Genomic DNA, 19693 nt, shown 5'->3' with positions numbered 1-19693 from the left:
CGATGACGGATATCGAGCACCCCGAGACCTTCCACGGCCTGCCCGTCTTCACACTGCCGCCGCCCGGTGAGGAGGGCTCGACCCCGGCGTCGCTGCCCGAGTCCGGCTCGGTGGCCTGGCGGCTGGACTGCGCCTGGGAGGGACCCGCGTTCCCGGGGATCTGGCAGCGTTTCCTGGACACGGTCGATCCCGCCGCAGTCCGTGCCCTGCTGATCGGCCCCTGGTGGCCGGACGGCTACACCTCGTTCGCTCCCGTGGCGGAACTGATCGTCTCCGACGCCGCACGCTTCCCGGCGCTGCGCGCGCTGTTCCTCGCCGATGTCGTAGGCGAGGAGTGCGAGGTGTCCTGGCTGGAGATGTCGGACATCACGTCATTGGTCGAGGCGTACCCGCGCCTTGAGGAGCTGGTGGTGCGTGGCGGCGGTGACGCCGTTCCCGAGGAGGAGAAGCTTCAGCTGCGTCCGGTGCGGCACCTGGCCCTGAAGTCGCTGAGGTTCGAGTCGGGAGGGCTGCCCGGCCATGTCGTCCGTGCGGTCGGCGCCAGCGAACTGCCCGCTCTGGAGCGGCTGGAGTTCTGGTTCGGTGCCTCCTGGTACGGCGGCGACGCGACGGTGGAGGACATGAGGCCCGTCCTCTCCGGCAGCGGCCTTCCCCGGCTGCGCCATCTCGGGCTGCAGAACAGCGAGATCCAGGACGAGATCGCCGCGGCGGTGGCGTCCGCCCCGGTCGTCGCGCAGCTGGAGTCCCTCTCGCTCTCCATGGGCACGCTCAGTGACACGGGGGCCACGGCTCTTCTCAACGGTCAGCCGCTCACCCATCTGACCTCGCTCGACCTGCACCACCACTACCTCACCGAACCGGTGACGTCCCGGGTCCGGGAGCTGTGTGCCCGCGAGGGCGTCCACGTCGAGCTCGACGAGGCGGACTACTGGGATCCCGAGGACGACGAGCCCCGTTATGTCGCGGTCAGCGAGTAGCGCGCCGCGCCTGGCGGTCGTCGGCAATCCCGGCAGCCGCCGGGTCGGCCTCTTCCAGGACGCCGTGCGTGCTGCCGGTCTGCCGCCGGCCCGCACGGTGTCCTGGCTCGACGCGCTGAAGGGGAAGGCCGTCTTCCTGCCCGGGGAGACGGTGCGCATCGACTCGCCCGGCGAGGACGCCGAGGTCGAGCGGATGCTGCGCGGTGTCGACGACCCGACCAGGGTGGAGGGCTCGGCCCTCTGGTACTCGCGCTTCACCGCCGCCGTACGGGATGTGGCGCGGGCTGCGACGACCTCCGGTGCGCTCCTGCTGGACAGCCCCGGCGACATCGCGGTGCTGTTCGACAAGCGTCTGTGCCACGGTGTCCTGGATGCCGCGGGTGTTCCCGTCCCCGCCTCGCCGACATCGGGACCGGGTGCACGCCGTGTCCAGGGCTGGGCCGATGTGCGTGAGCTGATGGCGGACCACCGCATGCCGCGCGTGTTCGTGAAACCCGCGCACGGTTCCTCCGCCTCCGGGGTGATGGCCGTGGATACGGCCGGCCCCGGCCGTACCCGGGCCACCACCTCGGTCGAGCGCGACCCGGCCGGACGGCTCTACAACTCGCTCAAGGTGCGGCGCTGCACGACGGAACGCGAGGTGGCGGCAATCGTCGACGCACTCGCACCCGACGGTCTGCACATCGAGCGCTGGCTTCCCAAGGCCTCGCAGCGGGGCCGGGTCGCGGATCTGCGGGTCGTGGTGGTCGACGGCCGCGCGACTCACGCCGTCGTCCGCACCAGCCGCTCCCCCATGACCAACCTTCACCTCGGCGGTGAGCGCGGCGATCTCGACCGGGTGCGGGCCGCTGTCGAGGCGGCGGGCGGCAGCTGGGCCGAGGCCCTGGCCGTGTGCGAGAGGGCGGCCGCCGCCTTCCCGGACACGCTGTGCGTGGGCGTCGATCTGCTGCCCGCCACCGGCTGGCGGCGCTTCGCCGTCGGCGAGGTCAACGCCTTCGGCGATCTGCTGCCGCGGCTGACCGGCCTGCCGGGCAGCGGCGCCGAGGGCCTGGACACCTATGCGGCGCAGGTCGCCGCCGTACTGAACCGAGCAAGGAACCACCGTGTCAGCGCAACACCCTGAATCGACCTCCGGCGTCACGGACGCCATCGGCCCCGACATGAGCGAGGTCGTGGGCACCCACGATCTGCTGCTCGTCACCCTGGACACCCTGCGGTACGACGTCGCGGCGGAGCTCGCCGCCGCCGGGCGCATCCCGAACCTGGCCCGGCATCTGCCGGGTGGCGTCTGGGAGAAGCGGCATGCCCCGGGGAGCTTCACCTACGCCTCGCACCAGGCGATCTTCGCGGGGTTCCTGCCCACGCCGGCCGCCCCCGGGCCGCATCCCCGGCTGTTCGCCGCACGGTTCGCCGGCAGCGAGACCACGGCGGAGCGCACCTTCGTCTTCGACGCACCCGACCTGGTCTCCGCTCTCGCCGGGGCGGGATACCGCACGGTGTGCATCGGCGGAGTGGGGTTCTTCAACCGGCGGGCGCCGCTCGGCTCGGTGCTGCCCGGGATGTTCCAGGAGGCCTACTGGGAGCCGGAGTTCGGCGTGGCCTCGCCCACCTCGTTCGAGGCGCAGGTGGCCCGCGCCGAGCAGGTAGTCCGGGGGCTCCCGGACGGACAGCGGCTGTTCCTCTTCGTCAATGTGTCGGCGCTGCACCAGCCGAACTGGTTCCACCGGCCGGGCGCCACCCGTGACGCCGGCGACAGCCGCGCCACCCATGCGGCCGCACTGGAGTACGTGGACGCCCACATCGGACGGCTCTTCGCCGCGGCGAGCAGCCGCCGCCGGGCCTTCGCCGTCGTCTGCTCCGACCACGGCACGGCGTACGGCGACGACGGCTACACCGGTCACCGGCTCGGTCACGAGTCCGTCTGGACCGTTCCGTACGCGCATTTCTTCCTGGAACCGGGGGCCACCGCACGATGACCAGTCCGCACACCACCCGCCCGTACCGGAGTTACGTCTACGCCTATCCGCACAAGACGGCGTACGAGAAGCTCTCCGGCCACCCCGGCGGGCGGCCCGCGCTGAGAGACCTGTGGGCGGGCGAGCAGAAGGACGCGCTCTCGCTCTACCTCCACATACCCTTCTGCGAGGTCCGCTGCGGCTTCTGCAACCTCTTCACCCGGATCGGTGCGCCCGACGAGCTCACCACCCGCTATCTCGATGCGCTGGACCGGCAGGCGACGGCCGTACGGGACGCGCTGGGCGACGGGGAACCGGTGCGCTTCGCCGCCGCCGCGTTCGGCGGCGGGACGCCCACCTTCCTGGCCGCCGGCGAGCTGGAGCGCCTGTGCGACATCGCGGAGAAGCGCATGGGCGCCGACCTGCGCTCCGTTCCGCTGTCCGTCGAGACGTCCCCGTCGACCGCCACTGCCGACCGGCTGGCGGTCCTCGCCGACCGGGGGACGACCAGGATCAGCATCGGCGTACAGAGCTTCGTCGAGGCCGAGGCCCGTGCGGCGGTCCGTCCGCAGCGGCGCGCCGACGTCGAGGCGGCCCTCGACCTGATCAGGGACACCCGCATCCCCGTCCTCAACATCGACCTGATCTACGGCATCGACGGCCAGACCGAACGGAGCTGGCGCACCTCGCTGGACGCCGCGCTCCGGTGGCAGCCGGAGGAGCTGTACCTCTACCCGCTCTACGTCCGTCCGCTGACCGGCCTGGGCAGGCTCGGGGCCGCCGAGGAGGCCGCGGTGGACGCGGCCTGGGACGAGCAGCGGCTGCGGCTGTACCGGGCCGGCCGCGATCACCTCCTCGCCCACGGCTACGAGCAGGTGTCGATGCGGATGTTCCGCCGCGCCGACGCCCCGCGGACCGAAGGCCCCGACGACTACGCCTGCCAGACCGACGGCATGATCGGCCTGGGCTGCGGCGCCCGTTCGTACACCTCCCGGCTGCACTACTCCTTCGACTACGCGGTGGAGATGCGCGAGGTGCGGGCGATCATCGACGGTTACACGGCCACCGAGGACTTCTCGCACGCCGAGGTGGGCCGGTTCACCGACGGCGACGAGGCGCGCCGCCGCCACCTCCTGCAGTCCGTCCTGCAGGCCGAGGGCCTGCGGGTGTCCGAGTACCGCGAGCGCTTCGGCACGGACCCGGTCGAGGACTTTCCCGAGGAGCTCGCCCGGTTCGAGGCCCGGGGCTGGCTCGACCGGGACGGGGCCGCCGCCGGCCTGCTGCGCCTGTCGCCCGAGGGGCTCGCCCATTCGGACGCGCTGGGCCCCGACCTCTTCTCCCCTGCCGTGCGGGCCGCGATGGCCGCGTACGAGCTGAAGTGAGCCCCGCATGGACCTGACGATTCTCTACCGCGGCCCTCTCGCGTCATGCGACTACGACTGCCCGTACTGCCCGTTCGCCAAGCGGCGCGACAGCCGGGAGCAGCTGCGGGCCGACCGGGCCGCGCTGGAACGCTTCACCGCGTGGGCGGCGGCGCAGACCGGTGACCGGATCTCGGTGCTCTTCACTCCCTGGGGGGAGGGGCTGGTGCGCTCCTGGTACCGCCGGGCGGTGGTCGAGATGGCCCGGTTGCCGCACGTCCGCCGGGTCGCGATCCAGACGAATCTCAGCGGCCGTACGCAGTGGCTGGCGGCGGCGGGCACCGCGGGCCGCGAGAAGATCGCGCTCTGGTGCACCTACCACCCGGGCCAGACACCGTACGAACGGTTTCTCGGCCGGTGCGGGGAGCTGACGTCCCTGGGGATCCGCCACAGCGTGGGTGTCGTCGGGCTCGACGGTCATCTCGACGAGGCGCGGCGGCTGCGGGCGGCCCTTCCCGACGAGGTCTACCTCTGGGTCAACGCCGCCGAGGGGCAGACCTACACGGACCAGGAGGCGGACCGGTGGACGGCGATCGATCCGCTGTTCCCGTACAGCCGCCATCCGCACCGTTCGGCAGGTCTGCCCTGCCGGACCGGTGAGTCGGTGATCTCGGTGGACGGTGAGGGTACGGTGCGCCGCTGCCACTTCGTCCGCGCCGAGCTCGGCAATCTCTACGACGGCAGCTACCGCACGGCGCTGGGACCCCGGGCCTGCCCGCTCGCCCTCTGCGACTGCCACATCGGCTATGTGCACCTGGAGACGCTGCCGCTGTACGACGTCTTCGCCGGCGGAGTGCTGGAGCGCATACCGGCGCTGCCGCCGCCCTCGGCCGCCGCGGCCGGTACTCCGGGAGCCCGGGGCGACTGAGGACAGCGGACTCTCAGAGCGGCAGCAGGTCGGGCCGCTTGGCCTCCACGTGGTCTCCCGAGGACTCGCCGCGCAGCCGGCGTCCGATCCACGGCACCAGGTACTCGCGTGCCCAGTGGATGTCGTCGCGCCGCACTTCGAGCGTTCCGCGCTGTGCCTGCGGCGGCCACTCCTGGTCCGGGTCGGCGGGCACGTCGAGGCCGAGGACCTGGGCGGCGCGCAGCGCGACCCTGGTGTGCCCCTCGGGCGACAGGTGCAGCCGGTCGTTGTCCCAGGCCCGGCGGTCCTGCACCGAACGCAGGGACCAGAGGTCGAGCACCGGGCAGTCGTAGCGGTCGGCGATGGACCGCACATGGGCGGTGTAGGTGGCGATCTTGCCGCGCAGATGGCGCAGCACGGGAACGTCACGTGTGTCGAAGCCGGTGGTGACCATGACGGTGCCGACCGACCGGGTCAGCTCGGCGACCGCGCGCTCGAAGCGCTCGGCCACGTCGTCGGGGTCGGTGCCCGGCCGGATGATGTCGTTGCCGCCGGCGCAGAAGCTCACCAGATCGGGGGCGAGTTCCCTTGCGCGCGGCACCTGCTCCTCGACTATCTGGTCGAGGAGGCGTCCTCGTACGGCGAGATTGGCGTATCTGAAGTTCCCGTGCGCGGGGGCCGCGATGCCCGCCGCCGCTTCGGGGTCCGGGAGCTGGTCCGCGAGGAGTACCGCGAACCGGTCCGCCCAGCCGACGAAGGTTCCGTCCGGGCCGGGGTCACCGACTCCCTCGGTGAAGCTGTCGCCAATCGCCGCGTACGACCCGATGGCGCCCTGTCGGTTGATGACGCCCTGCTGGATGTTGTTCGAATCGTCTGCCACAAGGGCATATCCTGCACCGCCGAATGTGACCTACGCGACCGTAATACGGGGTTGACGGGTGGTGAGATAGACCACCCGGTCAGTTTTTAGTAAAGAGGGAATAAGCAGAGGGACGGTGCGCCGCCGCGCACCGTCCCTCTATGCATTGCTCAGGTCCGGTTCACCGGACCGGTGTTGCTGGATCAGACGTTGATCCCGTGCGACGCCAGGTACGCGATCGGGTCGATGTCCGAGCCGTACGCCGGGCCCGTGCGGACCTCGAAGTGGAGGTGCGGGCCGGTGGCGTTGCCGGTGGAGCCGGACAGGCCGACCTGCTGGCCCGCGGTCACGGTCTGGCCCGCCGAGACGGAGAGCGAGGACATGTGGCCGTACTGCGAGTAGTGGCCGTCGGCGTGCTTGATGACGACCTCGTTGCCGTACGCGCCGCCCCAGCCGGCGGTGACGACGGTGCCGGAGGTGATCGCCTTCACGCTCGTGCCGGTGGACACGGGGAAGTCGATGCCGGTGTGGCTGCCGCTGGACCAGTTGGCACCGGAGGCGCGGTAGGCGGTGGTGTGGTTGCCCGGAACCGGGTGGACGTAGCCGGAGTCGTTGCTCTGGGCGGCCGGGGCCGAGGACTCCTCGGACGACGAGGCGCCGGAGGAGGAAGAGGACGAGTTGGAGGCCGTGGCGGCCTTCGTCTCGGTCTTGACCGGAGCCTTGGGCGCGGCCTTCGACGGCGTGGTGGAGCCCGTGGAGGTGGTGGAGGCCTGGCTCGCGGACTTGCCGCCGAGGGTCAGCTTCATGCCCGGGAAGATCAGGCTCGGGTCGTCGCCGACGACCTTGCGGTTGTCCTGGTACAGCTTCTCCCAGCCGCCCTTGAGCTTGTGCTGGGCGGCGATCTTCGACAGGTAGTCGCCGGAGACCACGGAGTAGGACGTGGTGCCGGCCTGCTTCTTCGCGACCGGCTTGGCCGGGGTGGCGTGCGCGGCGGCCGACTTCGAGGTGGCGGGAGCGGTCTGCTCCGCGGCGTTGGCACCGGTGGCGCCGAGCAGCGGAAGCGCGATGACGGCTCCGCCGGCGCTCGCGGCGACGACGCCACGGGCGATGGTGCTGGACTTGGGACGGCGGTGCTTACCCGATATGGGCATGAAGGTTTTCCTCTCCGGCGCCTACGAGGTGAGCTGTCGGGTTCGGACTGGAGATGTCCGGTCGCGGCGGGCGCGACTTCACCCCGAGCCGGCCGGTTTCCCGGTCGGCGGCTTACCTGGTTCCCCCGCTCCTGCCACGCGGTGAGTGGGTGCGAATTCCGGGCGGCGGCAGGATTAGGCGGTCCGTCCGGATTGACAGTGAACGTAAGCGAGCCGGGACGACAGAAACAAGCCACGGGTTCCACTTCGGATTCCGCTCCGGAAATACGACACGGAATTCCGGTCACACTCCGTGGATTAAGGATCTTGAATTTCCGCGCGGCGTCCGGAATACCCCACGGCGCCGCAGCCACACACCGTCACGGATATGATCCCGCTCACGAGAGGGTGGCCATCTCCCGCACAAACAGGGCATGTTCTACCAAAAGCCCCAATACGGACATGCCTCACTCATCGGCCGTGCCGCGACCAGGAGAGCCTTGCGCCCCGGACCCTCGCAGCCGGGCACGTGGACCGTCGCGCGACCCCGGAACAGGGGCGCGACCAAGATGATTGCCCGAGGAATCAATGTCGTATCGTCACGAGAGTGGACCCGCGGGCGACACGCGCCCGCGGCAGAGCCTCCAGGAGTGACCGTGACGCAGCAGCTGCCGCAGACCCCGTCGACGGAGCCCGAGCTGGCGGGTGTCCGCAACTTCCGTGACGTGGGCGGGCTGCCCACCTCTGACGGCCGCCGGGTGCGGTACGGGCGGCTCTACCGCAGCGGTCACCTGGCACACGCCACGGCCGAGGACGCCACGTTCCTCTCCGGTCTCGGCCTGCACACCGTCTTCGACTTCCGCAACGGCGCCGACCACAAGCTGGACGGCCTGGACATCGAGCTGCCGGGCGTGCGCAACGTGAGCATCCCGCTCACCGACCCGGCCGACGGCGCGGAGTTCTGGCGGATGGTGCGCGACGGCGACATCGACGAGCTGCGGTCGATCCTGGCCGACGGCAAGGGGTCCCATCGCATGATCGCGTCGTACCGCCGGATCATCCTGGACCGCACGGCCGAGCACAGCCGGGTACTGCACGCCCTCGCCGAGGACAGCGTGCCCGCGCTGATGCACTGCGCCGCGGGCAAGGACCGTGCGGGTCTCTCCATCGCGGTGTCCCTGCTCGCCGTCGGCGTCGAACGCGATGCCATCGAGTCCGACTACCTCAAGTCCAACGACGCACACCGCCGCTACAAGGTCCGCCGCAGCGACACCTCTCCCACCGGAATGTCCGCCGAGGTGATGGAGCTGCTCAATCCGCTCTTCGGCGCCCACCCCGACTACCTCGCCGCGGCCTTCACCACCATCGACGAGACCTGGGGCAGCACCGACCGGTACCTCGCCGACGGCCTGAAGATCACCCCGCAGACACGCGAGCGGCTGCGCGAGCGCCTGCTCGACGAGGCCTGACCGGCCGGGCGGCCCGCAGCCACCGGCCGCGCACCCCCGCGACTGCCGGTGGCGCACACCCACTGCAACCGGTTGCGCATCCCAGCTCCTACCGGTTGCGCACCCCCACGGCTACTGGTTGTGCATCCCCACGGCGAACAGCAGGTAGAGGAAGCCCGCGATGACGTGCCCGGCCACCAGATAGGCGAACAGCCTGATGACGAGCCCGCGAGGCAACTTCTTCTCCTGCGGGTCGTAGTTCTTGGGCCGCCCCGGGCCGAGCGGGTCGAAGTTCTCGGAATCGGACATGACAAGTCCTCTCTGGCCATCGGCGTGCCGGTGGCGGGGGCGAAGCCTCAGCGACGGTGGATCCCGCTGCCGAGACACAGCTCGGCGGCGGGGCTCTGCAGCAGGGTGTGGACGAACAGCAGCTCGGCACCCTCGCGGTCCACGGCCGCGATCCGGTGCGGGGTGAGCGAGTCGAAGTGCGCGCTGTCCCCGGGGGCGAGGTCATGGACCGTTTCCCCGAGGGTCACCCTGAGATGCCCGGCCAGGACGTACAGCCACTCCTCGCCGGGATGGACGCGCACCAGGTCGCCCTGGGCGCCGTGCGGGACCCGGACACGCAGTGCCTGCATCGCCCGGCCGGGACCGCCGGCCTGCTGGTACATCCAGCCGTCGGCCTCGGCTCCCTCGAACCTGCGGCCGCGGACGATCGCGTCACGTTCCGGGGGGATCTCGCCCAGCAGCTCGGAGACCGTCGTACCGTAGATTCTGGCAAGTCCGAGCAGCATGGGCAGCGACGGCTGGCGCCGGCCCGTTTCGAGCCGGGACAGGTGGGCGGGCGAGAGCCCGGCCCGCTGGGCGGCCGTCTCCAGGGTGAGACCACGGCTGCGGCGCAGGTCGCGCAGGCGGGGCGCGACCCCGGGCAGCTCGTCGGCCACCCCTCCTTCTGGAGGATTCATGCTTCCATTGGGCCAGGAACTTTCCTCGGAGGCAAATTTCTTGCCTCCGAGGCAAAAGCCGGAAGCCCCGGTCCGCCACCCGGGCCCGGCCGACGGATCCGCTGCTGATCAGCGGTTGGCGACGGCCTGCTTCACCAGGGTCCGCCCGAAGTCCCACATCAGCCCGCCGCCACTGTGCGCGTCGTCCATCACGGCCGTGAAGGCACTCACAAAGCGGTCCACGTCCGCGTCGTCGATCACCAGCGGCGGAATCAGCTTGATCACTTCGAGATGGTCTCCGGAGACCTGGGTCAGGATCCGGTGCTTCTGGAGCAGCGGCACGACGACCATCTGCGCGAAGAGCCCCTTGCGGGCCGCCTGCAGCATGGTCCAGCGGCTGCGCAGCTTGAGCGAGCTCGGCCGGCCGAACTCGATGCCGATCATCAGCCCGCGCCCCCGCACCTCGTGCAGCAGCTCGTACCGCCCGACCAGCGCGGCCAGCCGTTCGCGCAGCAGATCACCGGTGCGGCGCGCGTGCGCCACCGTCTCCTCGTCCTCCATCACCGCGAGGACCGCGAGCCCGGCCGCCATCGCCTGGGCGTTGGAGCCGAAGCTCGCGGAGTGGACCAGGACCCGGTCCATCGAGGAGTAGACGCGTTTGAAGATCCAGTCCTTTCCGAGCGTCGCGCCGACGGGCACATAGCCGCCGGAGAGTGCCTTGGCGACGCAGACCAGGTCGGGTTCCACGCCTTCCTCGTGCTGGTACGCGTAGAAGTCCCCGGTCCTGCCCAGACCGGTCTGCACCTCGTCCGCGATGAGCAGGGCCTTGTGCTTGTGCAGCAGTTCCTGCGCCTCACGCAGGAACCCGGGCGGCGAGGCGTGCACGCCCTTGCCCTGGATCGGCTCGACGACGAGTCCGGCCACATCGCCGCGCTTGAGCTCACGGCGCAGGGCGTCGAGGTCACCGAGCTCGATGGCGGTGTCGGGCAGCAGCGGGGCGAAGCCGTCCCGGAAGCCGGCCTCGCCGTTGACCGAGAGCGAGCCGGTGGTCAGCCCGTGGAAGGCGTGCGTGCAGTACAGGATCCTCGGCTTCCCCGTGGCGTACCGGGCGAATTTGAGGGCCGTCTCCACGGCCTCCGTGCCGCTGTTGCCGAAGAACACCCGGTCCAGGTGCGGGCTGTGGGTGAGCAGCTTCTCGGCCAGCAGGCCCGGCAGCGGCTGGCAGTCGAACCGGGTGAGATCGGCCAGCGAGGCGTCCAGGACGTCGTGCAGCGCCTTGCGTACGACAGGGTGGTGCCTGCCGAGCCCCATCACCCCGAACCCGGCGAGCATGTCCAGGTAGTCGTTGCCCTCCTCGTCCCAGAAGTGCGCGCCCTCGGCCCGTTCGTAGACCTTGTCGAAGCCGATGGTGTGCAGCATGCGCGGAAGCTGGTGGTTGAGGTACTTCGTGTGCAGCTCGTAGCGTTCGGCCCCGCGCTCCGCGAGGAGCCGCGCCAGATCGAAGCCCTTGGGCCCGTCGTCCTTCATGCCCCGCTCTCCTTGTGCCCGTCGCCCGAGACGTTGTGCCCGGTGTCCGTGCCCGTTTCCGCGCCCCGGACGTGAACGTTGTGCCCCGTGTCCGTGTCCGGATCAGCGCCGCGCCGGACGGCCGGCACGGCGCTGATCCGGCCCGCGATCTCGACCGGTGTGAGACCGATGTCTGCCAGCACCTCGGCCCGCTTCCCGTGGGCGAGGAACTGGTCGGGGATGCCGAACGTCCGCAGCGGTACGTCGACCCCGGCATCCCGCAGCGCCTGTCCGACTGCCGAGCCGACGCCTCCGGCCCTGCTGTTGTCCTCGACCACGGCGACGAGCCGGTGCTTCGCGGCGAGTGGCGCAAGCTGCTCGTCGACCGGCTTGACCCAGCGGGGGTCGACCACGGTGCAGCGGATCCCGCCGCCCTTCAGCAGATCGGCGGCCTGCAGGCAGACGGGGGCCATCACGCCGACCGCGACCAGCAGCACATCGGCGTCCTCGGCGCGGTGCAGGACATCCATGCCGCCGATCGTGCCGATCGAGGGGACCGGCTCCCCCACCGACTCCTTCGGGAACCGAATCAGGGTCGGTGCGTCGTCGACGCCGACGGCCTCGCGCAGTTCGGCCCGCAGCCGTTCGGCGTCGCGCGGTGCCGCGATCCGCAGACCCGGTACGACCTGCAGCAGGGACATGTCCCACATGCCGTTGTGGGAGGCCCCGTCGGGTCCGGTGACCCCGGCCCGGTCGAGCACGAACGTCACACCGCACCTGTGCAGGGCGACGTCCATCAGCAACTGGTCGAAGGCCCGGTTGAGGAAGGTGGCGTACACGGCGACCACCGGGTGCAGTCCGCCCGTCGCCAGCCCGGCCGCCGAGACCGTCGCGTGCTGCTCGGCGATCCCCACGTCCCAGACCCGGTCGGGAAACGCCTCGGCGAACCTCGTCAGCCCGACGGGGTGCAGCATCGCCGCCGTGATGGCGACGACTTCCGGGCGCTCCGCGCCGATCGCGGCGATCTCGTCGCCGAACACGGACGTCCAGGACTGTCCGGCCGCGGGAACCAGCGGGGCGCAGGTCAGCGGGTCCATCGCGCCGACGGTGTGGAAGCGGTCGGCCTCGTCCCGGAGCGCGGGAAGGTAGCCGCGGCCCTTCTCCGTGAGGCAGTGCACGAGCACGGGGCCGTGGAAGCGTTTCGCGCGGTGGAGCGCGGACTCGACGGCGGCGGTGTCGTGGCCGTCGATCGGGCCGATGTACTTCAGCCCGAGGTCCTCGAACATGCCCTGCGGGGCGAAGGTGTCCTTGAACCCCTTCTTGGCCCCGTGCAGTGACTCGTACAGCGGCTTCCCGACGACGGGTGTCTGCTGCAGGACGTCCTTGCCCCAGGACAGGAAGCGTTCGTAGCCGTCCGTGGTGCGCAGGGTCGCGAGGTGGTTGGCGAGGCCGCCGATGGTCGGGGCGTAGGAGCGCTCGTTGTCGTTGACGACGATGATCAGGGGGCGGTCCTTGGCGGCGGCGATGTTGTTCAGCGCCTCCCAGGCCATGCCGCCGGTGAGTGCGCCGTCACCGATGACCGCGACGACGTGGTCCTCCTTGCCCAGCACCTCGTTGGCCTTGGCGAGGCCGTCGGCCCAGCCGAGCACGGTGGAAGCGTGCGAGTTCTCGATGACGTCGTGCTCGGACTCGGCACGCGAGGGGTAGCCGGAGAGGCCTCCCCTGCCGCGCAGCTTGGAGAAGTCCTGCCGCCCGGTGAGCAGCTTGTGTACGTAGCTCTGATGGCCGGTGTCCCACAGAATCCGGTCCACGGGCGAGTCGAAAACCCGGTGCAGGGCGATGGAGAGCTCCACCACGCCGAGGTTCGGGCCGAGATGGCCACCGGTCCTGGCCACCGCCTGGACGAGGAACTTCCTGATGTCCTCGGCTAGTTCACCGAGCTGCGGTTCGTTCAGCGCCTTGAGATCGCGCGGCCCCCGGATGGACTGCAACAGCGTCATGCCCGGGCCCCCTCTCTGGTCCTGTCAGCGGCTCACGGTGAGGTGGGGACCCCCGTCGGTGCCCCCACGCCGTCCATGCGCTCGGCGGGATCTCACCCGCCGACGGCTGCCTGCCCGGCCTGGATGCGCCGCGAGGGGCGGCGCATCGCGAGCGGCCGGGCGGGCAGCCCGGGGAGAGCCGGTGCGATCGGCTCTCCGGCGTTCGTCACCTCACCGGTTCCCGCCGATGGTCTCCCGCGCGGCACGCAGGGATTCCTTGAGCGACCCCATGGTGGCGAGTACGGCGGTGGGCTCGTAGCCGCAGTGCGCCATGCAGTTGGCGCAGCGCGGGTCCTTGCCGCGGCCGTACTTGTCCCAGTCGGTCTCCTCGATCAGCTGCCGGTACGTCGGCACGTACCCGTCGCTCATCAGGTAGCAGGGCCGCTGCCAGCCGAAGAGCGAGTAGTTCGGGATGGCCCACGCCGTGCACGGGAAGTCGGCCTTGCCCTCCAGGAAGTCCAGGAAGAGCGGCGAGTGGTTGAGCCGCCACCTGGCCCGGTTGCCGCCCGCGAAGGACTTCTTGAACAGCTCGCGGGTCTGTTCGACACCCAGGAAGTGCTCCTGGTCGGGTGCCTTCTCGTAGGCGTAGGCGGGCGAGATCATCATCTCGTCGACCTTCAGGTCGTCGTTGAGGAAGTTGAGGACCTCGATGATGGTCTGGGGTGTGTCGGTGTTGAAGAACGTGGAGTTGGTCGTGACGCGGAAGCCGCGCTGCTTGGCCTCCTTCATCGCCGCGACCGCCTCGTCGAACACCCCTTCCTTGGCGACCGACTCGTCGTGACGCTCGCGCAGTCCGTCGATGTGGACGGCGAACGCGAAGTAGGGCGAGGGGGTGAACTTTTCGAGCTTCTTGCGCATCAGCATCGCGTTGGTGCAGAGGAAGACGTACTTCTTCTTCGCCACCAGTTGCCGGACGATCTCGTCGATCTGCGGATGCATCAGCGGCTCGCCGCCCGCGATGGAAACCATCGGGGCGCCCGATTCGAGCACGGCGCCGACGGCCTGGGCCACCGGCATGCGCTGCTTGAGGACTCCGGCCGGGTGCTGGATCTTCCCGCAGCCCTCGCAGGCGAGGTTGCAGGCGAACAACGGCTCCAGCTCGACAATCAGCGGGAACTTCTCCCGCTTTCGGAGCTTCTGTTCAATGAGGTACGTCGCAACCTTGATGGACTGACGGAGCGGCATGGCCATCTAGCTCACCTCCTGGGGAGCAGTAAAGATCGGTGCCATTCATAGAAAGCCGGCAGGACTGCACGAAGAACGCGGAATGCCGATATTCCACCGCGGACCGTGCCGATGCGGACGAGCTCATGCTCCGGAGCGTCCACGACCACCCGTACGGCCGCAACCGGGCGTGGTCCGGACCGCAGGGCGATGCGCAGGGTCGCGGCGGACTCCATGTCCACCGCGATCGCTCCGGTGGCCCGCAGCGCGGCCCGCTCATGCCCTCGGACGACATGATCGGAGCCGGTCAGCGGACCGGTGTGGACGGTGCGTCCGGGTACGGCCCTGGCAAGGGCGTCGGCGAGCAGTTCCGTGCCGGTGCAGGCGACCGACTGCCCGTCCGCCCGGGTCTCGTCGGCCACCACCAGGTCCCCGGGGTGCATACCGGGTGCGAGTCCGGCACAGAACCCTGAGGCGATGACAGCGGCGCCGAGCGCCCGGCCTTCACCGAGCGCCCGCGCCACGGCCGTTTCGGCCGCCTTCGGCCCCATGCCCGTACGCAGTACGGTCACCGGGCCCGGTGCGGCGCCCGCCCTGGCCCTGCCGGTGCGCAGGGCCAGGTGCTCGATGCCCAGCGCGCAGGCGATGAGCAGCGGAGCGGTGGGGCCGGCCGGCCCCGGGGCATCGCCCATCAGGCCCCCTCACGGACCGCCGTGCGGCCCGCGAACGGGTCGCCGTGCACATACCGTCCGAGTGCGGTGAGCGGGAAGACCTGACGGTAGAGGTGGTAGTTGATGGAGAAGTCCCACGGGAAGCCGGTCCCGGTGAAGTACGGCTCGTCCCAGGAACCGTCGGCCTGCTGGGTCTCGGCCAGCCAGGTGACCCCGCGGGTGACGGCCACGGTGTCCCGTCGTCCGGCGGCGAGCAGGGCGAGCAGGGCCCAGCCCGTCTGGGACGCCGTCGAGGCTCCGTGGCCGATCCACTTGTCCTCGTCGTACGAACGCAGGTCCTCGCCCCAGCCACCGTCGTCGTTCTGGACGGATTCCAGCCAGCCGACCGCGCGCCGGATGGAGGGGTGCGAGGCGGGCAGCCCTGCGGCGACCAGGGCGGGCACCACCGACCCGGTCCCGTAGACGTAGTTGACGCCCCAGCGGCCGAACCAGCCGCCGGCCGCCTCCTGTTCGGCGAGCAGCCACTCGATTCCCCGCCGGGTCGCGGGATGCCCGGAGTGGCCCTCGATGGCGAGCATCTCCACCACGTGCCCGGTCACGTCGGCGGACGGCGGGTCGATGACCTCGCCGAAGTCGCAGAACGGCAGCCGGTTGGGGAACGCGCTGGTGTTGTCGGCGTCGAAAGCCCCCCAGGCGCCGTTGCGGGACTGCATGCCGACGTTCCAGCGCACCCCGCGCTCGATGGCGGCCTCGACCCGCGCCTGGTCCGGGTGGCGGACCCGGCGCAGCGCGAGGACCACTTCCGCGGTGTCGTCGATATCGGGGTAGTTGTCGTTGTGGAACTCGAACGCCCATCCGCCCGGGGCCAGTTGGGGCCTGCGCACGGACCAGTCACCGGGTCGCACGATCTCCTCGCCGAGCATCCAGTCCGCCGCCTTCACCAACGCGGGGTGGTCGGCGCCGACCCCGGCGTCGGCGAGCGCGATGGTGGCGAGACAGGTGTCCCAGACCGGGGACTGACAGGCCTCGATCATGCGGGCGCCGTCCTCGCGCCAGACCGCGAACCGGTCGAGCGACTCGAGCCCGGCCCGCATCACGGGGTGGTCGAGGTCGTAGCCGAGCAGATGCAGAGCGATGACGGAGTACACGGCGGGCGGCTGGATGCCGCCCCAGCAGCCGTCGTTCTCCTGGCGTTCGATGATCCAGCGGGCGGCCGCGTTCATGGCGAGCTTGCGCAGCCTGCGCGGGGCGACCCGGTGATAGAGGTGCAGCGCCTTGTCGAGGCGCTGGAAGACGCCGTCCCAGCTGGCGGCCGGGGCGGGGCGGCGGGGAGGGTTCGGTTCGCCGGGATCCGTGTGCAGTTCGTCCAGGGCGAAGGGTGCGGGCCGTACCGGCCGCTTCGCGGAGACGACGGTGAGGGGCACGATGGTCTGGCGGGCCCAGCAGCCGAAGTCGTAGATGTTGAGCGGGACCCACTTGGGGAAGAACATCAGTTCGGGCGGGAGTTCCGGCAGGTCGTCCCATTTCCACCAGCCGAAGAGGGCCAGCCAGATCCGGGTGAACACGCGGCTCGCCGCGATCCCGCCCTGTTCCCTGACCCATCCGGCAGCACGGGCCATGTGCGGTTCGTCCGGCCGGTCCCCTGCCAGACGCAGTGCCACGTACGCCTCGATGGTGGCGGAGAGGTCCCCGGGGCCGCCGTGGAAGGTGGTCCAGGTGCCGTCGCCGAGCTGTTCACCGCGGATGAAGCGGCCGGCCGCCTGGACCGTGGCGGGATCCTGAATACCGAGGAACTGCCGGAGCAGGAGGTCCTCGGCGTCCATGGTGACGTTGGTGGCGAGGTCTCCCTTCCACCAGCCCTGCTCGTCCTGCCTGCCGAGGAGGTGCTCCACCGAGCGTTCCGCGGCCCGCCGCGCGGCGGCGAGTACGTCGTCCGCGGCGATGGTTGATTCGGTTGTCGGTCTACTGGCCGAGGCTGCGCTGGGGTCCACAGCCCCGGTGCTTCCGTCGGTCGTCGCTGTCATGGCTTCCCCTTCGTGCAGTTGGTCCTCTGCTGTGCTGGGGTCTCCGTCGGCCGGTGCCCGTGACGGACACCGGCCGGCGACTGCGAGTCATATTGTGGGGATGGTCATCATCTCTTTCGTACGACGACGAAGTCCGCGAGCGCCGTGAGCTGCGCCCGCACTGTTTCGGGCATGTCCACACCATGCAGCGCCTCGATGGCGACCGCATGCTGACGACGGGCCTCCTGGGCGGTCCACTCGCGGCCGCCCGCCTCCTCGATGAGTGCCGCACGGGCGGCGAACTCCTCCTCGGAGAAGCTGTCGAAGTCGCTGCTCTTCGCGTCGGCGGCGAGCAGTTCGCCCAGGCGCTCCGAGGCCGGCCCGCCCGCGGCGAGCGCGGCGACGACCGGCAGGGACTTCTTGCGCTGGCGCAGATCGCTCCAGGTCTGCTTGCCGGTGGAGTCCGGGTCGCCCCAGATCCCCAGCAGGTCGTCGACCGCCTGGAAGGCGAGGCCGAGGTGGTAGCCGTACTCCTCCAGGACGTCGGCGGTCCGGTCGTCGGCGCCGCCGAGCACTGCCCCGATGGAGCAGGCGCAGGCGAGCAGGGCGCCCGTCTTGTTGCCCTCCATCTCCAGGCACTCCTCGACGGTGACCCGCTCGCGGTGCTCGTAGGAGATGTCCTGGGCCTGCCCGTCGATGAGCTTGCGGGTGGCCGAGGTCAGCCGTCGGGCCGCACGGCCAGCCTCGGCAGTCCCGAGCTCCAGCAGGATCTCGTTGGCCAGTGCGAACAGTGCGTCACCGACCAGGATCGCCTGGGCGGGGCCGTGCACCTTCCAGACCGTGTCGCGGTGGCGCCGCTGCTCGTCGCCGTCCATCAGGTCGTCGTGCAGCAGCGAGAAGTTGTGTACCAGCTCGACGGCCACGGCGCCGGGGATGCCGGCCTCGGCCGCGGCTCCGGCCGCCTCGGCGGACAGCAGGGCCAGCGCCGGGCGGACGGCCTTGCCGCCGTCGCCGTCGGAAGGCCTGCCCTGGGCGTCGATCCAGCCGAAGTGATAGGCGGCCACGGTGTCCATGGGCGGTGCGAGCCGGTCAACGGCGGCCCGGAGCACCGGCGTGGAAAGGGCCCGTCCGCGCTCCAGAAGCGCGGTGACGTCCGTGGTGTGCGCCACGGTGTCGGAAGCCGGATTCGCCGGGGTCACTGACTCTCCTCTTGTTCCGGTGGTACTGCTCATGCCGCCTCCTGCAGCGGATGTTCGTGGGGGTGGCCGAGCGCCAGGAGTGCGGCGTCCGCGGCGCCGGCACCGCTACGGACGGCGCCCTCCATCGTGGCGGGCCATCCGGTTGCCGTCCATGCGCCGGCCAGGAAGAGGCCGGGGGCGCGAGTGCGTGTCCCCGGTCGCAGCCGGCCGACGCCCGGAGCGGGCGCGAAGGTCGCCGTACGCTCCCGGGTGACGAAGAAGTCCCTGATGCCGGCCCCGCGGGCGGCGGGCAGGAGCCGCTCCAGCTCGGGCAGATAGCGCGCGCGGAGCTCGGCGACGGGCAGGTCGATCTCCTCCTCGGCCGCGGACTGGGAAACCGCGAGGTACTGGCCGGGTCCGGTGAGACCGGAGGCCTCTGTCCGGTCGAAGACCCACTGGACCGGCGAGCCGAGAGCGGTGAAGAACGGCTGCCTGAGCACCTTGCGGTCGTAGACCACGTGCACGTTGAGAATCGGCGAGGTGCCGATCTCCAGCAGCCGCTCCGGTTCGTCGAGGGCGCCCTCGGGCAGCAGGTCGTACGTCTCGCGCTGCGGTACGGCCAGCACGACGGTGTCCGCCTCGATCCGCTCGGCGCCGGTGTCGACAACCCAGCGTCCGTCGTCGGTACGGGTGAGCGCGCCGGCCTTCGTCCGCAGTTCGGTGCGGACACCGGCGGAGTCCAGGGCCTTGCGGCTGAGCGTGTCGTGTACGTCCCCGAGCGGCACGGACGCCCAGCCGATGTCGGCGGCGCCGGGCTCGGAGAGGAGTCCGGTCTTGAACACCTTCGCGGCCAGGGCCAGCGAGGAGTTCGGTGCGGTGGCGTTGAGCGTGGCCACGCCGACCAGGTCCCACAGGGCTTCGACGGTGCGGGGCGACTGACCGTGCCGGGCGAGCCAGCTGCCGAAGTCGGTGTCGTCGAGTGCGGGGTCGTCCGGGTCCAGCCGGCCGAGCGCCAGCGCGGCCCGTCCGACGCTCGCGCGCTCGACGAGCGAGAGGTGCGGGTAGGCGGCAAGTCCGGCGGCAAGGTGGAACGGAACCGGCAGGCCGTTGCGGCGCAGCCGTCCGAGTCGGGGCCCCGAGGGCCGTCCCACATCGAGAACCGGCACGTCCAAACGGTTTTGCAGCGGGGCCAGACGCGTGCCGTCGACCCGGTCGAGGAACCAGCGGTAGGCGGTGCAGCAGCGCAGATAGACGTGCTGGCCGTTGTCGACCGTCAGCTCCCCGCGCCGGAAGGAGAAGGCGAGGCCGCCGAGCCTGGGCCGCCCTTCCAGCAGGGTCACGTCAAGCCCGCCGTCGGCCAGGCGCAGGGCGGAGGTGATGCCGGCGAGCCCGCCGCCGATCACGACCGCGCGGGAGGAACGCATCGCGTCGTCCGTCATGCGTCCCCCTCTCGCCAGGTCTTCTCCGTCAGGGACGCATCCGCGTGGCAGTGGGTTGCCCGTCGTGCGGAGTGATCATCCATGATGCACATGGTGCGCGAGATGTCCGTGT

Annotated in this window: 17 protein-coding genes and 1 riboswitch; of the genes, 6 read left to right on the top strand and 11 right to left on the bottom strand. The window is 70.8% G+C overall.

Features of this window, described 5'->3' with window-relative positions:
- Window positions 1-2: 2 nt before the first annotated feature.
- Genes ABT025_RS15930 through ABT025_RS15910 form a run of 5 tightly spaced genes read left to right on the top strand, consistent with a single transcriptional unit; the run spans window position 3 to window position 5221 of the window.
- Window positions 3-977 (top strand): STM4015 family protein, encoded by a 975-nt coding sequence (locus ABT025_RS15930; protein ID WP_350994263.1) that lies wholly within the window; start codon window positions 3-5, stop codon window positions 975-977.
- Entirely contained in the window at window positions 958-2100 is a 1143-nt protein-coding gene (locus ABT025_RS15925) for an STM4014 family protein (RefSeq protein ID WP_350994261.1), read from the top strand. The genes ABT025_RS15930 and ABT025_RS15925 overlap by 20 nt, the downstream gene beginning before the upstream one ends.
- Before the next feature lie 37 nt (window positions 2101-2137).
- Window positions 2138-2953 carry an STM4013/SEN3800 family hydrolase gene (locus ABT025_RS15920; RefSeq protein ID WP_350994359.1) on the top strand — a complete coding sequence of 272 codons (816 nt, stop codon included), beginning with the start codon at window positions 2138-2140 and terminating at the stop codon, window positions 2951-2953.
- Complete coding sequence (locus tag ABT025_RS15915) at window positions 2950-4314, top strand: STM4012 family radical SAM protein (RefSeq protein ID WP_350994259.1); 1365 nt, start codon at window positions 2950-2952, stop codon at window positions 4312-4314. The genes ABT025_RS15920 and ABT025_RS15915 overlap by 4 nt, the downstream gene beginning before the upstream one ends.
- A gap of 7 nt (window positions 4315-4321) precedes the next feature.
- Complete coding sequence (locus tag ABT025_RS15910; RefSeq protein WP_350994258.1) at window positions 4322-5221, top strand: STM4011 family radical SAM protein; 900 nt, start codon at window positions 4322-4324, stop codon at window positions 5219-5221.
- 13 nt (window positions 5222-5234) lie between these two features.
- On the opposite strand, the gene ABT025_RS15905 is transcribed toward ABT025_RS15910, so the two are convergent.
- Window positions 5235-6080, bottom strand: coding sequence for an SGNH/GDSL hydrolase family protein (locus ABT025_RS15905; protein ID WP_350994256.1), 846 nt, complete (start codon window positions 6078-6080; stop codon window positions 5235-5237).
- 182 nt (window positions 6081-6262) lie between these two features.
- Complete coding sequence (locus ABT025_RS15900; RefSeq protein WP_350994254.1) at window positions 6263-7210, bottom strand: M23 family metallopeptidase; 948 nt, start codon at window positions 7208-7210, stop codon at window positions 6263-6265.
- A 5-nt stretch (window positions 7211-7215) separates the two neighbouring features.
- Window positions 7216-7372: riboswitch (cyclic di-AMP (ydaO/yuaA leader) on the bottom strand.
- A 473-nt stretch (window positions 7373-7845) separates the two neighbouring features.
- Between ABT025_RS15900 and ABT025_RS15895 the strand changes: the two genes are divergently transcribed.
- A complete protein-coding gene (locus tag ABT025_RS15895; protein ID WP_350994252.1) occupies window positions 7846-8658 on the top strand; it encodes a tyrosine-protein phosphatase in 813 nt (270 codons plus the stop codon).
- A gap of 111 nt (window positions 8659-8769) precedes the next feature.
- Here ABT025_RS15895 and ABT025_RS15890 read toward each other — a convergent pair whose 3' ends face one another.
- The 9 genes from ABT025_RS15890 to hpnE all read right to left on the bottom strand — a co-directional run bounded on the left by ABT025_RS15890 (window position 8770) and on the right by hpnE (window position 19581).
- The gene (locus tag ABT025_RS15890; protein ID WP_350994250.1) at window positions 8770-8946 is read right to left on the bottom strand and encodes a DUF6126 family protein; all 177 of its coding nucleotides are present in this window, start codon (window positions 8944-8946) and stop codon (window positions 8770-8772) included.
- A gap of 47 nt (window positions 8947-8993) precedes the next feature.
- On the bottom strand, window positions 8994-9602 hold the full coding sequence (locus ABT025_RS15885) for a helix-turn-helix domain-containing protein (RefSeq protein ID WP_350994248.1): 609 nt from the start codon (window positions 9600-9602) through the stop codon (window positions 8994-8996).
- Between the two features lie 108 nt (window positions 9603-9710).
- A complete protein-coding gene (locus ABT025_RS15880; protein WP_350994246.1) occupies window positions 9711-11108 on the bottom strand; it encodes an aspartate aminotransferase family protein in 1398 nt (465 codons plus the stop codon).
- Window positions 11105-13087: a 1-deoxy-D-xylulose-5-phosphate synthase gene (dxs, locus tag ABT025_RS15875; RefSeq protein WP_350994244.1), complete on the bottom strand. Its 1983-nt coding sequence runs from the start codon at window positions 13085-13087 to the stop codon at window positions 11105-11107. Before dxs ends, ABT025_RS15880 begins: the two co-directional genes overlap by 4 nt.
- A 210-nt stretch (window positions 13088-13297) precedes the next feature.
- A complete protein-coding gene (hpnH, locus tag ABT025_RS15870; protein ID WP_328897569.1) occupies window positions 13298-14317 on the bottom strand; it encodes an adenosyl-hopene transferase HpnH in 1020 nt (339 codons plus the stop codon).
- A gap of 5 nt (window positions 14318-14322) precedes the next feature.
- Complete coding sequence (locus ABT025_RS15865) at window positions 14323-14982, bottom strand: phosphorylase family protein (RefSeq protein ID WP_350994242.1); 660 nt, start codon at window positions 14980-14982, stop codon at window positions 14323-14325.
- Window positions 14982-16985 carry a squalene--hopene cyclase gene (shc, locus tag ABT025_RS15860; protein ID WP_350994240.1) on the bottom strand — a complete coding sequence of 668 codons (2004 nt, stop codon included), beginning with the start codon at window positions 16983-16985 and terminating at the stop codon, window positions 14982-14984. Before shc ends, ABT025_RS15865 begins: the two co-directional genes overlap by 1 nt.
- 107 nt (window positions 16986-17092) lie before the next feature.
- Window positions 17093-18196 (bottom strand): polyprenyl synthetase family protein, encoded by a 1104-nt coding sequence (locus tag ABT025_RS15855; protein WP_350994236.1) that lies wholly within the window; start codon window positions 18194-18196, stop codon window positions 17093-17095.
- Window positions 18193-19581 (bottom strand): hydroxysqualene dehydroxylase HpnE, encoded by a 1389-nt coding sequence (gene hpnE / locus ABT025_RS15850; RefSeq protein WP_350994234.1) that lies wholly within the window; start codon window positions 19579-19581, stop codon window positions 18193-18195. The genes ABT025_RS15855 and hpnE overlap by 4 nt, the downstream gene beginning before the upstream one ends.
- Window positions 19582-19693: the final 112 nt, after the last annotated feature.

Source organism: Streptomyces sp. NPDC002809 (assembly GCF_040295435.1).
GTDB lineage: Bacteria > Actinomycetota > Actinomycetes > Streptomycetales > Streptomycetaceae > Streptomyces.
The sequence above is the reverse complement of the archived record's forward strand: the minus strand, read 5'-3'. Positions and strand labels throughout refer to the sequence as shown.